This is a genomic window from Pseudoalteromonas sp. P1-9, assembly GCF_001399975.1.
In the GTDB taxonomy this organism is placed as follows: domain Bacteria; phylum Pseudomonadota; class Gammaproteobacteria; order Enterobacterales; family Alteromonadaceae; genus Pseudoalteromonas.
In genome coordinates, this window is record NZ_LKBD01000019.1 from 38,767 (window position 1) to 58,580 (window position 19,814).

Annotated in this window: 16 protein-coding genes and 1 tRNA gene; 11 read left to right on the plus strand and 6 right to left on the minus strand. The window is 43.0% G+C overall.

Translation table 11 applies throughout. From position 1 onward, the window contains the following. Positions 1–57 precede the first annotated feature (57 nt). The 3 genes from AN214_RS12690 to AN214_RS12700 all read right to left on the minus strand — a co-directional run bounded on the left by AN214_RS12690 (position 58) and on the right by AN214_RS12700 (position 3,421). Positions 58–2,187 carry a S8 family peptidase gene (locus tag AN214_RS12690; RefSeq protein WP_054980062.1) on the minus strand — a complete coding sequence of 710 codons (2,130 nt, stop codon included), beginning with the start codon at positions 2,185–2,187 and terminating at the stop codon, positions 58–60. Between the two features lie 331 nt (positions 2,188–2,518). Further along, complete coding sequence (locus tag AN214_RS12695) at positions 2,519–3,004, minus strand: DUF1543 domain-containing protein (protein WP_054980063.1); 486 nt, start codon at positions 3,002–3,004, stop codon at positions 2,519–2,521. A gap of 45 nt (positions 3,005–3,049) precedes the next feature. After that, positions 3,050–3,421 carry a nuclear transport factor 2 family protein gene (locus AN214_RS12700; protein WP_054980064.1) on the minus strand — a complete coding sequence of 124 codons (372 nt, stop codon included), beginning with the start codon at positions 3,419–3,421 and terminating at the stop codon, positions 3,050–3,052. A 117-nt stretch (positions 3,422–3,538) separates the two neighbouring features. Here AN214_RS12700 and AN214_RS12705 point away from each other — a divergent pair, with 117 nt between their 5' ends. Continuing rightward, on the plus strand, positions 3,539–5,476 hold the full coding sequence (locus AN214_RS12705) for an ATP-dependent DNA helicase RecQ (RefSeq protein ID WP_054980065.1): 1,938 nt from the start codon (positions 3,539–3,541) through the stop codon (positions 5,474–5,476). Here AN214_RS12705 and AN214_RS12710 read toward each other — a convergent pair. The 3 genes from AN214_RS12710 to AN214_RS12720 form a co-directional block, all read right to left on the minus strand. Further along, positions 5,473–6,195, minus strand: coding sequence for a Sir2 family NAD-dependent protein deacetylase (locus tag AN214_RS12710; protein WP_054980066.1), 723 nt, complete (start codon positions 6,193–6,195; stop codon positions 5,473–5,475). The two genes, AN214_RS12705 and AN214_RS12710, sit on opposite strands and share 4 nt — an antisense overlap. Further along, complete coding sequence (locus AN214_RS12715) at positions 6,188–7,090, minus strand: DMT family transporter (RefSeq protein ID WP_054980067.1); 903 nt, start codon at positions 7,088–7,090, stop codon at positions 6,188–6,190. Before AN214_RS12715 ends, AN214_RS12710 begins: the two co-directional genes overlap by 8 nt. A gap of 298 nt (positions 7,091–7,388) precedes the next feature. Next, positions 7,389–8,162 (minus strand): delta-class carbonic anhydrase, encoded by a 774-nt coding sequence (locus tag AN214_RS12720; RefSeq protein WP_054980068.1) that lies wholly within the window; start codon positions 8,160–8,162, stop codon positions 7,389–7,391. Positions 8,163–8,458: 296 nt separating this feature from the next. On the opposite strand from AN214_RS12720, the gene AN214_RS12725 reads away from it, so the two are divergent. From AN214_RS12725 to AN214_RS12770, 10 genes are all read left to right on the plus strand, one after another. After that, positions 8,459–8,535: transfer RNA gene (locus AN214_RS12725), tRNA-Met, on the plus strand. Positions 8,536–8,756: 221 nt separating this feature from the next. Further along, entirely contained in the window at positions 8,757–9,212 is a 456-nt protein-coding gene (gene rimP, locus AN214_RS12730) for a ribosome maturation factor RimP (protein WP_010559786.1), read from the plus strand. A gap of 35 nt (positions 9,213–9,247) precedes the next feature. Continuing rightward, positions 9,248–10,747: a transcription termination factor NusA gene (gene nusA, locus AN214_RS12735; protein ID WP_054980069.1), complete on the plus strand. Its 1,500-nt coding sequence runs from the start codon at positions 9,248–9,250 to the stop codon at positions 10,745–10,747. A 24-nt stretch (positions 10,748–10,771) separates the two neighbouring features. Beyond that, a complete protein-coding gene (gene infB, locus AN214_RS12740; RefSeq protein WP_054980070.1) occupies positions 10,772–13,426 on the plus strand; it encodes a translation initiation factor IF-2 in 2,655 nt (884 codons plus the stop codon). A gap of 93 nt (positions 13,427–13,519) precedes the next feature. Further along, the gene (rbfA, locus tag AN214_RS12745) at positions 13,520–13,918 is read left to right on the plus strand and encodes a 30S ribosome-binding factor RbfA (protein WP_010559789.1); all 399 of its coding nucleotides are present in this window, start codon (positions 13,520–13,522) and stop codon (positions 13,916–13,918) included. Beyond that, positions 13,918–14,856 (plus strand): tRNA pseudouridine(55) synthase TruB, encoded by a 939-nt coding sequence (truB, locus tag AN214_RS12750; protein ID WP_054980071.1) that lies wholly within the window; start codon positions 13,918–13,920, stop codon positions 14,854–14,856. The genes rbfA and truB overlap by 1 nt, the downstream gene beginning before the upstream one ends. A gap of 129 nt (positions 14,857–14,985) precedes the next feature. After that, on the plus strand, positions 14,986–15,252 hold the full coding sequence (gene rpsO, locus AN214_RS12755; RefSeq protein ID WP_010559791.1) for a 30S ribosomal protein S15: 267 nt from the start codon (positions 14,986–14,988) through the stop codon (positions 15,250–15,252). A 325-nt stretch (positions 15,253–15,577) separates the two neighbouring features. Next, positions 15,578–17,707 (plus strand): polyribonucleotide nucleotidyltransferase, encoded by a 2,130-nt coding sequence (gene pnp, locus AN214_RS12760; protein WP_054980072.1) that lies wholly within the window; start codon positions 15,578–15,580, stop codon positions 17,705–17,707. A gap of 95 nt (positions 17,708–17,802) precedes the next feature. Next, positions 17,803–18,705, plus strand: coding sequence for a lipoprotein NlpI (nlpI, locus tag AN214_RS12765; protein WP_054980073.1), 903 nt, complete (start codon positions 17,803–17,805; stop codon positions 18,703–18,705). Next, positions 18,702–19,784, plus strand: coding sequence for a hypothetical protein (locus AN214_RS12770; protein ID WP_054980074.1), 1,083 nt, complete (start codon positions 18,702–18,704; stop codon positions 19,782–19,784). The genes nlpI and AN214_RS12770 overlap by 4 nt, the downstream gene beginning before the upstream one ends. The last annotated feature ends 30 nt before the right edge of the window (positions 19,785–19,814 follow it).

Sequence of the window (19,814 nt, forward strand, 5' to 3'; positions counted from 1 at the left end):
GTTTTGAAATATAAAAAAGGCCGCATGTGCGGCCTTTTGTTGTCTTCAGAGAGTTTTCTAAGGTCTGTATTGTGCGTCTACGGTTACGCCAGAGTATGCTCTGTAACCATATGCGCCAATGTGCCATGTACCTGCACCTGGGTTGTTAATAGTACAGGTTTCTGTGTTGCCATCGTTCCACGAACGACAGTCATATGATGACGTGCTTGGTTGGCTGCCGTTGCGAATATAAAGATCCGCATCACCTGTGCCACCTGAAAGCGTTACAGTGAACGTTGACATACCTGCTGGTACGTCAATTGTGTAACGGCTCCAAGCGCCGCGACTTGCTGATACGTTATCAACTGAACCGCCGCCACCATTAGTGCCACCTGTTGTTGAAGATGTGATATCACCTGTTAGTGACGCACCAGAGAAAGCCGTGTATGCATTTAGCATTACGTGATAAGTACCTGCTGTTGGATTATCAATAGAACAGGTTTCACCGTTACCTGAGTTCCAAGAACGGCACTCATAGCTTGAGGTAGTTGGCTTGCTGCCAGCACGCACGTAAAGGTCTGCATCACCCGAGCCACCTGCTAATGTGAAAGTTACGTTAGTTGCGCCAGATGGTACTTCCATTGTGAAGAACGACTGTGCGTTTTTAGCGCCAGAAAGACCAGTTTTAGCAACCTTATCTTCTAACATGTTATCGCCTGTTGGCGGTGTAGTAGTGTCGCCAGATGCCGCATTTACAGCAGCAAGTGCATCAACAATACCGGTACCACAGTTGTTACATGTAGCAGGGAATGAACGCGTTGTTGATTTTAGGATCTGTTCAATTTCATCAGGTGTAGCAGACGGTTTTGCTTGTTTGATTAACGCAGCAACACCGGCAACATGTGGCGCAGCCATTGATGTACCTTGCGAGTATGCATAACTGTCGCTACCTGGGCCTGTTGAACCTGAGTTGTAAGTTGAAAGTACGCCTTCAGGATCGTTTGCAAAGCTCTGTGCGCCACCTGGTGCTGCAACATCAATATTTGCACCATAGTTTGAATAGTATGCACGGCCACCGTTACGGCCAACAGATGCTACGTTTACAACGCCTGAACAGTTACCTGGGTTGTAGTTTGCAGAGTTATCGTTATCGTTACCTGCTGCAATAACAACTACTGCGCCATTTGCACGGGCAGTATTAATTGCTGCTTGTGTGGTCGCGCTACACGCACCTGAACCACCTAAGCTCATATTAATAACAGATGCAGGGTTAGCATTCGCTGTGGTGCCAGATACTGACCCACCAGATGCCCAAATAATACCGTCAGCGATATCTGACGTTAAACCACCACATTTACCAAGTACACGTACTGGTACAACTTTTGCGTCGTATGCTACACCTGCAACACCTTCGCCGTTATTTGCTACTGCTGCAACCGTACCCGCTACGTGAGTACCGTGCCAGCTTGAACTTTGATCTGAACGTGGTACTGGTTGACCTGAGCTATCTGTACCACATTCACCCGTTGTAGTTGCATCACCAGGATCGCGTGCATCGTTATCACGACCACCGCCATCGTTTGCTACGAAAGTGTTTGAAATCATATCGTAACCAGGCAGTAGGTTTGCATTTAAATCTGCGTGTGGACGGTAACCAGTATCAAGTACCGCAACAGTTACGCCAGCACCTGTTGCTTTATCCCATGCGCTCGGTAAGTTAAGACCACCGTTTGCTTCATAGTAGTGCCACTGATCTGAGTATTGCGGATCATTAGGCGTAGCAAATGGTTGTAACATTTGGTCGATTTCAATGTATTCAATATCACCAGATGCAATCATGTCTTGCATATATTGCTGTGTTTCTTGTGCAGATAGCTTGCCGTCTACTTTTACTACGTGAAGGCCTTGCATAGCCATAGGGCGCACGTAGCGAGATTGCTTTTTAAGCTTCGATTTGAAGTTTGATACAAACGATTGTGCTGAAGCGCGCGGTGCAAAAGATTGCGTATCTGCAGTATGTGCAAATTCTGCAGCGGTTTGCGTTTTGTATTTAATAATGAATTGTGTCGAAAGCTGAGCTTGACCCACTAATTTAGCTTGTACTTCAGCAAGTTGTGAAGGTTCGCTTAATGTATTTGCGTTAGCGTTGATTGCGAGCGGTACTAGCGTGGCTAATAAGCTATTTTTTAATAATTTATTATTATTCATAGTATTCCCTAGAATTATTGTGATGTTGCCATTTTGGACCCAAATGAGGATCTATTGTTAATTTAATGTGAAACAAAAACTAATAAATTACTAAAAAGCTATAAGTTAATAGTAAATGGTTATAAGTAAGGAGATTGCTCGTCTGCCACCTAGGTTAGCTATGTAAATGGATGTTAATAGCTATATTTCAATAGCTTACAATTTTCATGACAGGACATTTGTCAGGTTTTTATGAAATTGATACAAAACCATGAGATCAAAAGTGTGATTTAGATTTGTTAATTTTTGCTCGAAATGCAATAGTAGGTGGTTTTTACGAAAATAGTCGTAGTTATAGTGGGTGATAACCAAACCAATTTGGTTTGATTGTTTGGCGCTTACCCGAGTAGTTTAACTTGATATAAAGTCCATCAATTAAGTCGACAGATAATAAATCATCCACCGCCATTAAACGGTCTTTATGTGGTTTAGATAAATTGTTCGGCACACGCGAAAGCGCGATTTGTTTTGCGTGTTCGGACGATTGTGCCACGATTAATTCGAAACTGTGCTGCTCCATGATGTGATCCGGGTAATACGCACCTAAGTTGACAAAAAACAGGGTGTGTTGATTTGGCTCTGGGTGCTCTGATAGCGAAATTTCAAAGCCGTCGATGTGTTTTATTTCACAGTAGCTGTCCATATGCACCTTAGCTTTATCACCACACCATTGTTGCTTCAGTACGTTAAACGTTTGTTCTATGGTTTCGCCTACGACAAATCGAATATCATGCATTTCGATATTGCAGCCGCTTACTTTACCGCCTAAGCACACCATAAATAGTCGTTTCACAGTTAACCCTTTTGTTAGTTTTTGAAGGCTTTAGTCACGCATAAACGATACGCGTTTAATTAAACCGTTTTCAATTTGGTAGCTTGCAATCACCACTACATCGGTATCAATAATATTTGGGTCGTGTGATGCGCTACAGGCTCGCTCTTTATCGACCAAAAAACTACCATTCACAATACGATTTAACGACGTGGCATTTAAATACACTAGCGAGGCAAACTTAGCACCATAACGTTTAATTAATTCGTCTTTGCCCTGGTACTGCAATCCGCCAGGAAATGCATGAATTTCTACGTCATCGTGGTAGGTCGCGGCAAACGCATCAATATCGCGGTTATTGTAGGCATCAAGTTGCTTATCAACGATGGCAATGGTTTGTTGTTCTATCTTTGAATTGGTCATTGTAAATTGTTTGTATTAGCTCAAAGAGCGCGATTGTAGTAAAGTTTTACCTTTCGCAACATGATTTTGCGATAAACTTGTACTTGCCAGCCCATTATTATTTTGCAGTGAGCCCAAATGAATCAAACACAGTTACAGCAAGCGCTAAAACACCATTTTAACTTTGATGTTTTTCGCGAAGGACAAGGACAAACCATTTCGCAGCTTTTAGCAGGCCATTCAAGCCTTGCTGTATTTCCTACCGGCTCAGGTAAGTCTTTGTGTTACCAACTTACCGCGCTTTTGTTACCGCATTTAACCTTAGTGGTATCGCCTTTGCTCGCACTGATGAAAGATCAGGTGGACTTTCTCAATAGCAAAGGCATTGCAGCCGCAAGTTTAGATTCGAGCCTTGATAAAGATAGTTACTTTGATGTTGTTAATCGCGTAAGGCAGGGCGAAATTAAAATTCTTATGGTGTCGGTAGAGCGCTTTAAAAATGAACGGTTTAGGCAGTTTATTAACTCGGTTTCGATTTCTATGCTGGTGGTCGATGAAGCCCATTGTATTTCGGAATGGGGCCATAACTTTAGACCTGATTACCTGAAGCTGCCGCAGTATCGTGAAGAGCTGAATATTCCACTGGTATTACTGTTAACGGCAACCGCAACAAAGAAAGTAAAACAGGATATGGCGGCTAAATTTCAAATCCAGCAACAGCATATAGTGCAAACGGGTTTTTATCGTCATAATCTCGATTTATCAGTGATCCCAGCGGTTGAGGGGCAAAAAACACAGCAACTATTTGATGTTGTAAAGTCACAACAGGGTTGTGGCATTGTGTATGTGACGTTGCAGCAAACTGCTGAGTCTGTGGCAACTATGCTTGCTAATCAGGGGATTAATGCGGTTGCGTATCATGCTGGCCTTGGTGCTGAGCAACGTCAAATGATTCAAAACCAATTTATGCAAAGCAACAATCAAGTGGTTGTTGCAACCATTGCCTTTGGTATGGGTATTGATAAAAGCGATATTCGCTTTGTGGTGCATTATGATTTACCGAAATCAATTGAAAACTATTCGCAAGAAATTGGTCGCGCGGGGCGTGACGGTAAGCCATCTAATTGCTTCGTATTGGGTAATCTAGATGATGTTACTACGCTTGAAAACTTTGTCTACGGCGATACGCCTGAAGCCACAAGTTTGCAGCGATTTTTTAACGACATTCGCGAGCAAAGCCAAGATAATTTATGGCAGTGCCAAATTTATTCACTGTCGCAGACGACCAATATTCGCCAGTTAACGTTAAAAACGGTGCTGGTGCAATGTGAGTTGTTAGGGTTACTAACCGCCAAGTACAGTTATTTTGCTGAGTACCGCTATTTTTTCAAATCGGATAAAGCAAGCGTATTAGCCAAATTTAACCCAGAGCGACAAGCATTTTTAAACCAGTTATTTGATGCAACTGACTTTAAGAAAAAGTGGGGCAGCATAGATGTTAGCGAGTTTGCGATGCAATCAGGGCTTGACCGCTCGCGGGTTTTGTCGGCACTGGAGTATTTACACGAGCAGGGCGATATTGAGCTGGAAAGCAAACAGCTTGTTGATGTTTATGCGGTTAATTCTAGCTTATTAGCTAACAATGAGTTGCTTAGTCAGCTTACAGATTACTTTGCCAATAACGAAAAGAGTGAAGTCGCTCGTATCAATACTATGTTGCGCTATTTTCAGTTAGACACGTGTTTAAGTTACAATTTGGCGCGCTATTTTGATGATCAAGGTGCGCCAAACACCTGCGGGCACTGCAGTGTGTGCCGTGGGCAGACAGCTAAATTGAATTACATCGATACGCAAAAGCAGCTCGTAGAAAATCAAATTAACGATTATCTAGCACCGTTAGATATTGCGTTAAATGGGCAAGGATTTGAATTAAGCGATACGTTAGCCGCACGATTTTTAACAGGCTTAACACAACCTGTGTTCACTAAAGTAAAAGCGTCGAAAATGGCAGGGTATGCGGTATACGATACCGTGCCATTTGAATTGGTGAAAAGCGCAGTAGCGCGAAACCGCTAGCCTACTTTTTCAATGTATTCTAGCGCCGTCATTTGGTGATAAATGACATCGCTGTGTAATACATGAGCGGGATTTGGGTCAACTATCTCAATTGGAATAGCATTTTGACGTGCTACTTCGAGCGCTATTTGTGTAATGTTGACACTAAACGAGGTGCCGATGAATACCATTTTATCGGCGTTATACATGCGGTTTTGCGCCTCAGTGATTTGGTACAAATCGGTATAAAACTCATCAAACAGTAAAACATAAGGTTTTAGTGACACATTGAGCTCTGGTCCGTGTTTTGAAATCTTAAAAATATCGAGTAAAGACGCTTTAAGGTTTTGCTCGTCTACGTCATGCCATGGCGCGTTAAAACGTTCAACAACAGGTCCTTGTTCATGATAAAGCGTAACGTGATCAATGCGTCCATGAATTGAAATGTAACTTTGATTGCCCGCTTTGCCATCAAGGCCGTCAATATTTTGCGTGATTAGGTTTTTGTCGGCTAGCCAATAGTGTGCCTTGTTGGGACCGTGGTTGCGGTAAGTTACAAAACGCGTGTAATACCAAGCCAAAAACTCCGCCGGATTATGTTGATACATGGCGCGGGTTGCCATCTCTTGTGGCGTGTAATTATTACTGCCAATAGTCCAAAAACCGTCTTCTCCGCGAAAGGTCGGTATACCACTGGCACTACTTACGCCTGCTCCTGTGATATATAAAGTATTAGTCATATCGCAATGCACTTCTTTTTTTGCTTTTAAGTAGTTTATCGCCAAATTGAAATAAACCAAGACCAGTGACAATAATCACCGCGCCAATAATTAATGAGAGTGACAGAGGTTCATTGTTTAACAGTGTACCCAGTGCAATGGCAAATCCCGGTGTAATAAGTGTGATCAAGGCAACTGTGCTGGCTTCTAATTTTTGTAACACATGAAAATACGCCAAAAAGCCAAGTAGCGAACCAAATACACCTAAATATAAAATTGAGGCGATGGCACGATGACTCCAACTGCTTGGCGCAAAGGTACCATCCACTAGTAACCAAGTAATAAAAAATAAAGGCGTTGCAATAATGAGTGCGCCAAAGGTGGTTGCCATTGGATGAATAGCCAGCTTTACGGTTTTAACCATCACACCGCTTAAGCTAAAGAAACACACCGCAGCGAGTACAGACAAAAGACCCACATTAAATACCGAACCGCCAGCGAGTTGATCTTTACACACCAATGCTAAACCAAACACCGACAACATTAAGGCAATCATTTTTACTTTGCTAAATTTGGCTTCATTTAAAATACGCTGCGCCAGCAAGCCTGATAAAATCGGAGCAAGGCCAAACACCAGTGAAATAACGCCAGAAGGCACTGACTGCGCTGCAAAGTAACTGAGCATCATGCCGCCATAAATGCCAAGTGCTGAATAGGCGTATAACTTTATCGCTCTGCCATGCCAGGGTAAGCGAATATTCGCAATCGCCATAACAAATGCACCGAGTACTAAGGCGATTAACATGCGCAAAAATACCGACATGGTTGGCGGAATAGAATCACTGCTCCATACAATGCCAAGCGGTGTGGTTGACCAAATTAGCACGACAAAAAAATACGATACCTTAACAGGCATAATAGCGTTCCTAAATTTGGCAGATAAAAGAAGTGAGGGGGAGTGACTAACCGCTTTTACCTGCGGTTATATCATTTAACCGCGTTAAGTACGACGTAGCAGGGCATTGACCGTATTGGCTTGCCATGTATTCCATACTAGATGCGAGTTAAAGAATGTCATTTATTTTCAATGTAAGTATTCGTTTAAGAAGTTATAGAGTCGTTTGGAATGGGTATGAAGTCAAGCAGAAAAAAGGGTATTTAAATTACCCTTTATAAAACAAATGTAACAAGCTATGTAAGCGTTTAACGAAAACTTAGTTAATTGGCGCTAATAACGTTGGATTGGTTACTAACTGACGCACGCCATGCGCGTGATCTTCTTCAAATATATTCGCTTCACACCATTTACCTATAGTGTTGATGTTCAGCTTTGCACACTGTGGACGCACATTCCAAGTAACTTGAAGTGGTGAACATGACTTTTCGCTAAAGCTTGGGCCTGTAGTTGAACCTAAAAACTCAACTGGCGCACCCGTGTTATGTGGAATATGTTTAGCTTGGTGATAACCGTTAACGACATTGCCGTCGTAGCTTAAGTCGTTAAAATCCAGTGCATCGTCATCATTTACTAAGGTAAATACTTGAGTTTCTACGCGCAAGTCAGGGTTTGCACATTTTTCACTTAAGCATGAACCTAAACCTTTACCCGGTTTAACATCACATGAGGTGTGTACCCAGTGCACTTCAATGGTGTCACCCGGTTTTAAGCCTTTACAAATTTTACCTTTTGGCGCTTTTAATTCAGCGGCACTAAGTGACTCAGAGATATTACATTGGTAACCACCATATTTACCGTCACCTGCAAATAAAGAAAAATCTTTCGCTTTGTGTTCGGCATTTTTATGGAAGTGGATATTACATAAGTTGAGCTGTTCTTTGGTTGGTGCTTTGCTGAAAATCACTTTATTTTCGCCAACTAGGTTATCAATATCGCGTGGTGTTTGCGGACCAAAACCCTCACAGGTATCGGCAAGTGTTGTCGTGGCGAAGCTTAATGCGATGGCTGAAAAAAGTGCTTTTTTTATCATTATGGTTTCCCTTAAAAAGTTGTGTCGGCATACGCAACGCACTTATACCGCTGCAAAAAGCATTGGCTTTTGGCAAATAGGCGGTGGTGGCAACGTATGGTTCTTTTTCAGGGGAGCGCGAGTGTAGCACGGCGTTTAAGGCTTTTTGTGAATTTAATGATTTTTTTAATTGTTTTTTATTTAACATTATCGCAACAATAAAAGCTTGATAAGAGGTTGCTTATTGACTTATGGAAGCTTATAATCCTCACCATATTTTTAGTCGTGCACTGCGTGACTAATTAAGTAGTCATTGGCGCGGGATGGAGCAGCCTGGTAGCTCGTCGGGCTCATAACCCGAAGGTCGTCGGTTCAAATCCGGCTCCCGCAACCAACTACTTGTTACTTTTGTAACTTGCGCGCATTACTTAATGCGCGTTTTGCGTTTAGGCAAAGAGTATTTGCCTAATTTGGTTTTCGACCCGCACCAAGCTTGGCCAACGGCCACACAGATTAGTTTTTGATGTGACGCCCCGCTTGGTTCGGGGCGTTGTTGTATCTGAAACGCTAGAAGTTGGGGCATATGCCCTTTTTTTGTTTGTACGGAGAGATGTTGTGACTAAACTCGAACAAGATTTAATAGCGATGTTTGAGCCTACCATTGAAGATATGGGCTTTGAATTATTGGGCTTAGAGTTGGCGCAAGCGGGCCGCAATTCGACGCTGCGCGTGTATATCGATCATGAAAACGGCGTAAATGTAGATAACTGTGCCGATGTCAGCAGACAAATTAGCGCTATCTTAGACGTTGAAGATCCGATAACGAATGAATTTAACTTGGAAGTATCTTCGCCAGGCATTGACAGACCATTATTTAAACCAGAACACTTTGTTAAAGCCACAGGTGAAGAAGTGCGTTTACGCACTAAGCTTCCACAAGACGGTCGCCGCAATTTTAAAGGCGACTTAACCCAGGTTAATGGCGATATGATTACGCTTAACATCGACGGTACGGATTGTATGATCATGTTATCGAATGTTGAAAAAGCGAACATCATCGCTAAGTTTTAATCGTGCGAAAGGAATAGGGCAAGCGAGGCAAGAAGATGGCAAAAGAAATACTTTTGGTGGCAGAAGCTGTTTCGAATGAAAAAGCAGTACCACGAGATAAAATTTTTGAAGCACTAGAGTTCGCACTAGCGACAGCGACAAAGAAAAAGCACGAAGGTGATATTGACGTACGTGTAAGTATCGACCAAAAAACAGGTGAATACGATACGTTCCGTCGTTGGATGGTGGTAGAGCCACAAGAAGACGGCAGTTTAGAGCATCCTTTCCGCGAGATTACGTTTGAAGCTGCGCAGGTTGATGAACCTGAAATCCAGCTTGGCGATTTTGTTGAAGAACAAATTGAATCAGTTAAGTTTGACCGTATTACAACACAAACAGCGAAGCAAGTAATCGTACAGAAAGTACGTGAAGCTGAGCGCGCATTAGTTGTTGAAGCATACAAAGATCAAGAAGGTGAGATGATCACCGGTGTTGTTAAAAAAGCAACGCGTGATGCAATCGTACTTGATTTAGGTAATAACGCAGAAGCGGTAATTTACCGTGATGACATGTTACCACGTGAAAACCACCGTCCGGGCGACCGTGTACGTGGTTTACTTTATGCAGTTAAGCCAGAAGCACGCGGCGCACAATTATTTGTAACGCGTTCTAAGCCTGACATGCTTATTGAACTTTTCCGCATCGAAGTGCCAGAAATTGGCGAAGAGATGATTGAAATTAAATCTGCAGCGCGCGATCCAGGTTCACGCGCCAAGATTGCGGTTAAGTCAAACGACAAGCGTATTGATCCAGTAGGTGCGTGTGTGGGTATGCGTGGTGCACGTGTACAAGCCGTATCAACTGAGCTATCAAACGAACGTATTGATATCGTGCTTTACGATGATAACCCAGCGCAATACGTAATTAACGCAATGGCACCTGCAGAGGTAGCGTCAATTGTTGTTGATGAAGATTCGCGTTCAATGGATATCGCAGTAGAAGCCGATAATCTAGCGCAAGCGATTGGCCGTAATGGTCAAAACGTACGTTTAGCAAGCCAATTAACTGGCTGGGAACTAAACGTAATGACAGTTGAAGATATGCAGAAGAAAAATGAAGAAGAGTCAGACAAGCTGATCTCATTATTCACCGAAGGTCTGGATATCGACGACGATTTCGCACAGTTCTTAATTCAAGAGGGCTTCTCTTCACTTGAGGAAGTAGCTTATGTTCCTGTCGCTGAATTCCTTGAAATCCAAGGTTTAGATGAAGCAACGGTTGAAGAACTTCGCGAGCGCGCAAAGGCTGCGTTAACTACGCAAGCACTTAAAACAGAAGAGTCTCTAGAAGGTTCAGAGCCGGCAGAAGACTTATTGGGCTTAGAAGGCCTAGATCGTCACCTCGCATTCGTAATGGCGAGCAAAGGTGTAGTTACCCTTGAAGATCTTGCAGAGCAAGGTGTAGACGAACTTGTAGACATTACTGAACTAAGCGAAGAACAAGCGGGTGAGCTAATCATGGCTGCACGTAATATTTGCTGGTTTGGCGACGAATAATTATTGACGGAGGTAAAGTAAATAATGGCAGAAGTAAGTATTGATAAACTCGCCAGCGACATAGGTACAACTGTTGATAAACTAGTGCAACAGTTTAAAGACGCTGGAATTGAGAAATCTCCGTCAGATCAAGTTACTGAAGATGAAAAGAATCAGTTACTTGATCATTTAAGCCGCGCACATGGTGGTGAAGGTACAAGTGCACCAACGCGCATGACATTACAGCGTAAGAGCAAAAGTACATTAAGTGTGCCAAGTGGCTCAGGCAAAGCTAAGTCAGTGCAAGTAGAAGTACGTAAAAAGCGCACTTATGTTAAGAAAAGTGCACTAGAAGAGCAGGCGGCTGAGCAAGCAGCAGAGCAGGCACGTATCGAAGCTGAGCAACAAGCACAGCAAGAAGCAGAGTTAAAAGCAAAGCAAGAGGCTGAATTGAAAGCGAAGCAAGAAGCAGAACGCAAAGCAAAAGAAGAAGCTGAGCGTAAAGCAAAAGCAGAAGCGAATGCTGAGCCAAAAGCAAAAGCACCTGAAGCACCTAAGATGACCGCTGAAGAAAAAGCGGAAGAAGAGCGTCTTCAACGCGAAGCTGAAGAAGCGGCTAAGCGTAAAGTTGAAGAAGAAGCAAAGCGTGCTGAAGAAGAAGCAAAGCGTTTAGCAGAAGAAAACGAAGCGCGCTGGAAAGCGGAAGAAGAAGAGCGTAAACGTCGTGAAGAAACGGCGGATTACCACAGCACTTCATCTGAAGCAGCGCGTCTTGCTGAAGACGAGTCTGACATGAAAGAAGAGCAGACTGCACGTCGTTCAGGCAAGAAGAAAAAGAAAAAAGAAGATGCACCTGCACCACGTGGTAAAGGTAAAGCAGGTAAAAAAGGCAAGCTTAAAGCACCTCAGTCACTACAGCACGGTTTCCAAAAGCCAACGCAAGAAGTAACGCGTGACGTTCGCATCAGCGAGACAATTACAGTAGCAGAACTTGCTTCTCGTATGGCGGTTAAAGGCACTGAAGTTATCAAGACCATGATGAAAATGGGCGAAATGGTAACAATTAACCAAGTACTAGACCAAGAAACAGCATCACTTGTTGCTGAAGAAATGGGTCACAAAGTTGTATTGGTTAAAGAAAACGAGCTGGAAGAGAAAGTACTTTCAGATCGTGGTGCAGACGGCGAACAAGCGCCACGTGCACCAGTTGTTACTGTTATGGGTCACGTTGACCATGGTAAAACATCAACACTTGACTACATCCGTTCTAAGAACGTAGTAGACGGTGAAGCCGGTGGTATTACACAGCACATTGGTGCATACCACGTTGAAACAGACAACGGCATGATCACCTTCCTAGATACTCCGGGACACGCAGCGTTTACGTCAATGCGTGCACGTGGTGCGAAAGCGACGGATATCGTAGTACTAGTAGTTGCAGCAGACGATGGCGTAATGCCACAAACAATCGAAGCGGTACAGCACGCGAAAGCAGCTGAAGTACCACTGATTGTTGCAGTGAACAAAATCGATAAAGAAGGCGCAGATCCAGATCGCGTTAAGAACGAGCTTTCACAGCACGACGTAATCCCAGAAGACTGGGGTGGTGATGTACAGTTTGTTCATATTTCTGCGAAAGTAGGTACTGGTGTTGATGATTTATTAGAAGCAATTCTAATGCAGTCAGAGCTACTTGAGCTAACAGCAGTTCATGAAGGCATGGCATCAGGTGTGGTGATTGAATCACGTCTAGATAAAGGTCGTGGTCCTGTTGCTTCTGTACTTGTTCAAGCGGGTACGCTTAAGCAAGGCGATATCGTACTGTGTGGTTTAGAGTACGGCCGTGTTCGTGCAATGCGCGACGAAGATGGTAAAGAAATTAGAGAAGCGGGTCCGTCAATCCCTGTTGAGATTCTAGGTCTTTCAGGTGTGCCTGCGGCTGGTGATGAAGCAACAGTTGTTAAAGACGAGCGTAAAGCACGTGAAGTTGCACTTTACCGTCAAGGTAAATTCCGTGATGTGAAACTTGCACGTCAGCAGAAAGCCAAGCTTGAAAACATGTTCTCTAACATGACCGAAGGTGATGTGTCTGAAGTGAACGTAGTACTTAAAGCAGACGTACAAGGTTCAGTAGAAGCAATCTCTGATGCACTTGTTAAGCTTTCTACAGATGAAGTTAAAGTTAAGATTGTTGGTACTGGTGTTGGTGGTATCACTGAAACTGATGCAACACTTGCAGCAGCGTCAAACGCAATCGTTGTTGGCTTTAACGTACGTGCCGACGTTTCAGCACGTAAAGTAATCGATAGCGAAAACCTAGACTTACGTTACTACAGCGTAATCTACGACCTTATCGATGAAGTTAAGCAAGCAATGTCAGGTATGCTTGCACCAGAATTCAAGCAAGAGATCATTGGTCTTGCTGAAGTACGTGACGTGTTTAAGTCACCGAAAATTGGTGCAATCGCTGGTTGTATGGTTACTGAAGGTATTGTTAAGCGCAATAACCCAATTCGTGTTCTACGTGATAACGTTGTTATCTACGAAGGTGAACTTGAATCACTACGCCGTTTTAAAGATGACGTTGCTGACGTTCGTAACGGTATGGAATGTGGTATCGGTGTTAAGAACTACAACGACGTTAAAGTTGGTGACCAAATCGAAGTATTTGAAGTTGTTGAAGTTCAGCGTAGCCTGTAACTTTCACTTTAATAATTAGATAATTCTTTGGGGGCTTTATGCCCCCTTTATGCTATTTTCTCAAATAGTATTTAAGAGGAATAAGAAAAGTTTATGAGAGAATTTTCTCGTACAGATAGAGTGGGTCAACAGATCCAAAAAGAAGTGGCACTTATTTTACAACGTGAAATTAAAGATCCACGTCTTGGTATGATCACTGTGAGCGCAGTAGAAGTATCACGTGATTTATCGTACGCCAAAGTGTTTGTTACAACGCTTAATGATCACGACGAAGAAAAGTCAAAGTTGATCATGAAAATTTTAGGCGAAGCACAGGGCTTTGTGCGTTCATTACTTGGTAAACGCATTCGCGCACGTATCGTGCCTGAAATTAAGTTCGTAATGGATACTTCATTATTAGAAGGTATGCGCATTTCGAATTTAGTTGACCAAGTAATTCGCGACGACAACGAAAAGCGTGGCGATGAACCGCAAGAAGGTCAAGAAGACTAATGGGGCGTAGGCAAAAAGGTCGTGCAATTGACGGCATTTTACTGTTAAACAAACCAACTGGTATTTCATCAAGTAAAGCATTGCAAATAGCCAAAGGCATTTACTTTGCGCAAAAAGCAGGGCATACCGGTGCACTTGATCCACTGGCAACAGGCATGTTGCCAATTTGTTTTGGTGAAGCGACCAAGTTTTCACAGTTTTTGTTAGACACTGACAAAACCTATGTAGTGCGTGCTAAGTTGGGCGAGCGTACCGACACCTCAGACTCAGATGGCGAAATCGTTGAAACTAAGCCAGTTAATATCACTGAACAGCAGTTAGTTGATGCGGTGAAATCATTTGAAGGTGAGTCGGACCAATACCCATCGATGTACTCGGCGCTAAAATATGAAGGCAAACCTTTATATTACTACGCACGACAAGGCATCGAGGTTCCGCGCAAATGTCGTAAAATTAACGTGTTTAGTTTAACCCTAGACGAAGTTGATTTTGACAATAACGAAATTCAAATGACCGCGCATGTAAGTAAAGGCACTTACATTCGCACTATTGTTGACGATTTAGGTGAAAAGCTAGGCTGTGGCGCACATGTGATTATGCTGCATCGCAGTGCAGTGGGTCATTATCCGGCAGAACAAATGATGACGCTTGATGAATTACAAGCGATTCTCGATGACGCCAAAGCAAATGACATCACGCCAAGCGAAAAGCTTGATCCATTATTATTGCCAATGGATACCGCATTACATGGTATGACAGAAGTGATGGTAACCGATGGTCAGGCGAAAGCGTTTAGTCATGGTCAAGCGGCAACGATGCCAAACCTACCCGATGGTGAGTTTAAAGTTATCCGTCAAAGCGACAACCGTTTTATGGGCATTGGCGAGCGCAATAGTGACGGCCAACTTAAATCTAAGCGTGGATTATCTAACGCTTAGCAATAAAGTATTTACTGCTACTTGTAGTAATTTTAAATGCTGGTAGAATACGCCAGCTTAAACGCTTTGGCTGAATTAGTGATCGGCTAAAGTTAATTCAATTAACTCACTAAATTTTGGAGTCTAACAATGCTAAGCATTCAAGAAAAAGCTGAAATCGTTGCTAAATTTGCACGCGCTGAAGGCGATACTGGTTCACCAGAAGTACAAGTTGCACTTTTAACTTTCGATATCAACAAGCTTCAAGGTCACTTCGCTGATCACAAGCATGATTTCCACTCACGTCGTGGTCTTCTTCGCAAAGTAAGTCAACGTCGTAACCTTCTTGACTACCTAAAGCGTAAAGACGTTGAGCGTTATTCAGCGCTAATCAAAGAGCTTGGCCTACGTCGCTAATTACTTTGATGCCAAAAAAGCAGCTTCGGCTGCTTTTTTTGTGCCTGAAATTTAACAATATATAAGATTAATGCCTTGCCATTTGGCATAAAAAAGCATGACATAGGCTGCTTTTTTATGCCGTGACACTACCATCTTTCGCGCTATGCAGTATACTAGCGCACAAGTGAAATGCTTGGTGCTAAACAACGCTAAATCATTCACTTAATAAACTGATGCCAATTGTAGTAGTTAATCGATTTTGCGCGCTTGATTTATCGTCAAATACGATTAACTACTGTAATTGGTGTTATTCAAATAGCTATACAAAATAAAGGATTTTTTAATGCAACCAATTATTAAAAAATTTCAGTTTGGTCAACATGAAGTGACCTTAGAGACGGGCGCAGTTGCTCGTCAAGCAGATGCAGCAGTTATTGCGAGCATCGGTGATACAGCAGTACTTGTATCAGTAGTAGGTAAGCGCGAAGCGGCACCTGGTCAAGATTTCTTCCCACTAACAGTTAACTATCAGGAGCGTATGTACGCTGCTGGTCGTATTCCAGGTGGTTTCCTTAAGCGTGAAGGTCGTCCAAGCGATGGCGAAACACTTACAGCACGTCTAATTGACCGTCCAATCCGTCCACTTTTCCCAGATGGTTTCGTAAACGAAGTACAAGTAATTGCTACAGTTGTTTCAATTGACCCAGAAATCAAGCCTGACATCGTAACGTTAATCGGTACTTCTGCAGCGCTAGCTATTTCAGGTATTCCATTCAATGGTCCACTTGGTGCAGCGCGCGTTGGTTATATCAATGACCAATACGTACTTAACCCATCAGCAACAGAGTTAGTTGAAAGTAAACTAGACCTAGTTGTTGCAGGTACTGAAAACGCAGTACTTATGGTTGAATCAGAAGCGGAAGTGCTTTCTGAAGACGTGATGCTTGGTGCGGTTGTATACGGTCACGAGCAATCACAAGCGGCGATTAAAGCAATCAATGAATTCCAAGCTGAAGCAGGTAAGCCAGCATGGGATTGGACTGCACCAGAGAAGAACGTGACACTTGCTGACAAGATTGCAGCGATTGCAGAAGAGAAAGTAGGCGCAGCTTACTTAATCACTGACAAAGTAGCACGTAAAGAAGCAATTTCTGCTGCAAAAGCTGAAGTTGTTGAAAAACTAACTGCAGAACTAGCAGAAGACGAATCACTAGACGAGCAGGAAGTAGGTAAACTATTCGGTTCTCTAGAGAAGAAAACCGTACGTGGCCGCATCATTGCTGGTGAAAAGCGTATCGACGGTCGTGAACCAGACATGGTTCGTGCACTAGACGTAATGACGGGTGTACTTCCACGTACTCACGGTTCAGCTATCTTCACTCGTGGTGAAACGCAAGCACTTGTAACAGCAACACTTGGTACAGAACGTGATGCACAGATGATCGACGACCTAACAGGTACTAAGACTGATCGTTTCATGCTTCACTATAACTTCCCTCCATACTGTGTTGGTGAAACTGGTTTTGTAGGTTCACCTAAGCGTCGGGAAATCGGTCACGGTAACCTAGCGAAGCGTGGTATTGCTGCAGTAATGCCAAGCCTTGAAGAATTCCCATACTCAATTCGTGTGGTTTCTGAAATCACTGAATCAAACGGTTCTTCTTCAATGGCATCAGTATGTGGTACTTCACTGGCTCTTATGAACGCAGGTGTACCAACTAAAGCATCTGTTGCTGGTATCGCAATGGGTCTAGTGAAAGAAGGCGACGACTTTGTTGTTCTTTCTGACATCTTAGGTGATGAAGATCACTTAGGTGATATGGACTTTAAAGTAGCGGGTTCATCAGAAGGTGTAACTGCACTACAAATGGATATCAAGATTGAAGGTATCAACAAAGAAATCATGCAAATCGCGCTTAACCAAGCAAAAGCGGCTCGTATGCACATTCTTTCAGTAATGGACCAAGCAATCGATAAGCCAAGCGAAGAGCTTTCTGAGTTTGCACCGCGTATCTACGTTGTTAACATTCCGCCTAAGAAAATTGCTGATGTTATCGGTAAAGGTGGCGCAACAATCCGTGCACTTACTGAAGAAACGGGCACAACAATCGAAATCGAAGATGACGGTACAGTTAAAATTGCTGCAACGAACGGCGAAAGCGCACGCGCTGCAATCGCACGTGTTGAGCAATTAACAGCAGAACTAGAAGTAGGTACTATCTACTCTGGTAAAGTTGTTCGTATCGTAGACTTCGGTGCATTTGTTAACGTACTACCAGGTAAAGATGGCCTAGTTCACATTTCACAAATCAGTGAAGAGCGTGTAAACAACGTAGCAGATCACCTAAAAGTAGGCGACGAAGTACAAGTTAAAGTACTTGAAGTTGACCGCCAAGGCCGTGTACGTCTAAGCATTAAAGAAGCGCTTAAAAAAGACGATGCACCAGCTGAAGAAAAAGCATCAGAAGAATAAGTCGATTAAATAAGACTTAGCGATAAAAAAGGGGCTGAATAGCCCCTTTTTTTATGCTCTAATAGCAGAGCAGTTAATTTTAAGGATAGATTTTAGTGAATAAATTGAAACGGCTTCTTGCAACTTTAGCGATAGGCGCGAGCCTAGTCGGCTGTCAGGCGACAAATGATGTTGAACAGGGCGACCACCCGGTTGTTAATGTGCCTTTTGCGGGTCCATTACAACACGACTTCCGTAAAGAGTTGGAAATTGCACGTATTAATCAAGCGCTAAATAGCCCTGAAATTACCACCGAGCAACGTGCTGCACTGCATCATAAACGCGGTGCACTATACGATAGCGTTGGTTTATCAACACTCGCTCGTCTTGATTTTAACTATGCGTTAAAGCTAAAGCCTGATTTTGCTGAAGTGTATAATTTTACTGGAATTTACTACACCTTAGCGATGCAGTATGAACAAGCCTATGAAAGCTTTGATGCAGTAATAGAGCTATTACCAGAACATCAGTATGCTTATTTAAACCGAGGTATTGCACTTTACTACGGTTCGCGCCCCGATTTAGCAGAGCGCGACTTAAAAAAATTCTTAAATGCTGACGATAGCGATTCATATCGTGCTGTATGGGTTTACTTAGCAGCGCGAGAAGTTGATGCAACGCGCGCGCTAACCGAGTTACAGCAACATGCTGAAAAACTCGATAAATCTCGTTGGTCGTATCAGCTTGTACAATACTTTTTAGGTGAGCTAAGCGAGCGCGATTTATTACTTAATGTGCAAAAAGACTTAACCAGTCACCGTGAATATTTAGAGCGTTTATGTGAAGCGTATTTCTACCTGGCAAAAGATGCCGTAGCCGATAATAAGCCGCTTAAAGCGGAAGATTATTTTAATTTGGCAATGGCAACTAACGTGTATGAATTTGTTGAATATAAATATGCTCGCTTAGAGCTACGTTTACTATACAGTGACGAGCAAACACCTGACGAAATACAGTGAAGTGGTTAATTGTCCTCTTTTTAAGTAGCTTTCTTACTTCAAGTTACTGTTATAACGAAAAACGCCTGCTACAGGCGTTTTCTGCTTTTCCTAACCCGCATTATGCAACCTTGGCAGAGCGCGCAATATTGCCAAATGTGCAAACTTATCACCATTCAATCGCTCATTTACGCGTTTATGCCAATAATCAAAATGCCGATGCGATGGCGCTGCTTGCCAATGAGTTTTCAAATAACCAACATTTGTACCAGTCGACTTTAATTAATGCGGCAAAGCAGGGCTCACTGATTGCAAGAGAACAGTTAGCTGCCCATTATGAAGAAGCCGAGCAATGGCAAGCGCTGCATGATTTTCCTTGGCCGCTAACACACAAGCAACAGACTCGCGTTGCAATGGCACTTGGTTTACCGCTTGCGGCAACAGCGCATCAATTAGTGCCTATTTATAAAAACGAGCAATGCACACAAAAGATAATGCTAGCGGTAACTGATTTAAAGGCTTACAACCAGGTCACTGAGCTAAAGCAGCGCTTCGAAAATGCCTATTCGCTGCCTGTGTGTTTAAGTCAGCCTGTTTATTTTGACCGTTCTAAATTGCAATGTAGTGGTGCAGTCGGTCAGCGTATACGCTGTGAAATACGTGATAAAAACGCGTTTGCACAGCTTTCGTACGATAAAATCGCGTTTTTTAGCGAAACGGGTATCGCAAACGCGTCGGGTAACTCTGTTTTTATGCGCTCTCAACAATCAGAGCGCGTATTACTGCATGAATTAATGCACTTGTATGGTTTTATTGATGAATATCCACTTAAAAAACAACTGGCAAAACGACTGTGCAATGTGACGAAACCAACTCGCATAGCTAAAAACTTAATTGTTGTGCCAAAGAAAAAAGAAATTGCCAGTACACTAAAAGTTGAAGGGCACACTTGGTATTTAACCAACACCTGTAATCAGGCCGAAGGGCAGGCGTACAAGCCGGTTAAATCAACCTCAAATCTAGAGCTGCTTGACCTGCCACTGCCAAATTTATACGAAACTTGGCTAAAACAGGCTATGAGCGAAATTAACAGCTTGTAGTTAAAAGATTTACATCCTTTTTCAATAGTC

Excerpts from the sequence above, each read along its gene's own strand:
- AN214_RS12690 (WP_054980062.1), bottom strand. The coding sequence starts at position 2,187 with ATGAATAATAATAAATTATTAAAAAATAGCTTATTAGCCACGCTAGTA.
- AN214_RS12695 (WP_054980063.1), bottom strand. The coding sequence starts at position 3,004 with ATGGTGTGCTTAGGCGGTAAAGTAAGCGGCTGCAATATCGAAATGCAT.
- AN214_RS12700 (WP_054980064.1), bottom strand. The coding sequence starts at position 3,421 with ATGACCAATTCAAAGATAGAACAACAAACCATTGCCATCGTTGATAAG.
- AN214_RS12705 (WP_054980065.1), top strand. The coding sequence starts at position 3,539 with ATGAATCAAACACAGTTACAGCAAGCGCTAAAACACCATTTTAACTTT.
- AN214_RS12710 (WP_054980066.1), bottom strand. The coding sequence starts at position 6,195 with ATGACTAATACTTTATATATCACAGGAGCAGGCGTAAGTAGTGCCAGT.
- AN214_RS12715 (WP_054980067.1), bottom strand. The coding sequence starts at position 7,090 with ATGCCTGTTAAGGTATCGTATTTTTTTGTCGTGCTAATTTGGTCAACC.
- AN214_RS12720 (WP_054980068.1), bottom strand. The coding sequence starts at position 8,162 with ATGATAAAAAAAGCACTTTTTTCAGCCATCGCATTAAGCTTCGCCACG.
- nusA (WP_054980069.1), top strand. The coding sequence starts at position 9,248 with ATGGCAAAAGAAATACTTTTGGTGGCAGAAGCTGTTTCGAATGAAAAA.
- infB (WP_054980070.1), top strand. The coding sequence starts at position 10,772 with ATGGCAGAAGTAAGTATTGATAAACTCGCCAGCGACATAGGTACAACT.
- rbfA (WP_010559789.1), top strand. The coding sequence starts at position 13,520 with ATGAGAGAATTTTCTCGTACAGATAGAGTGGGTCAACAGATCCAAAAA.
- truB (WP_054980071.1), top strand. The coding sequence starts at position 13,918 with ATGGGGCGTAGGCAAAAAGGTCGTGCAATTGACGGCATTTTACTGTTA.
- rpsO (WP_010559791.1), top strand. The coding sequence starts at position 14,986 with ATGCTAAGCATTCAAGAAAAAGCTGAAATCGTTGCTAAATTTGCACGC.
- pnp (WP_054980072.1), top strand. The coding sequence starts at position 15,578 with ATGCAACCAATTATTAAAAAATTTCAGTTTGGTCAACATGAAGTGACC.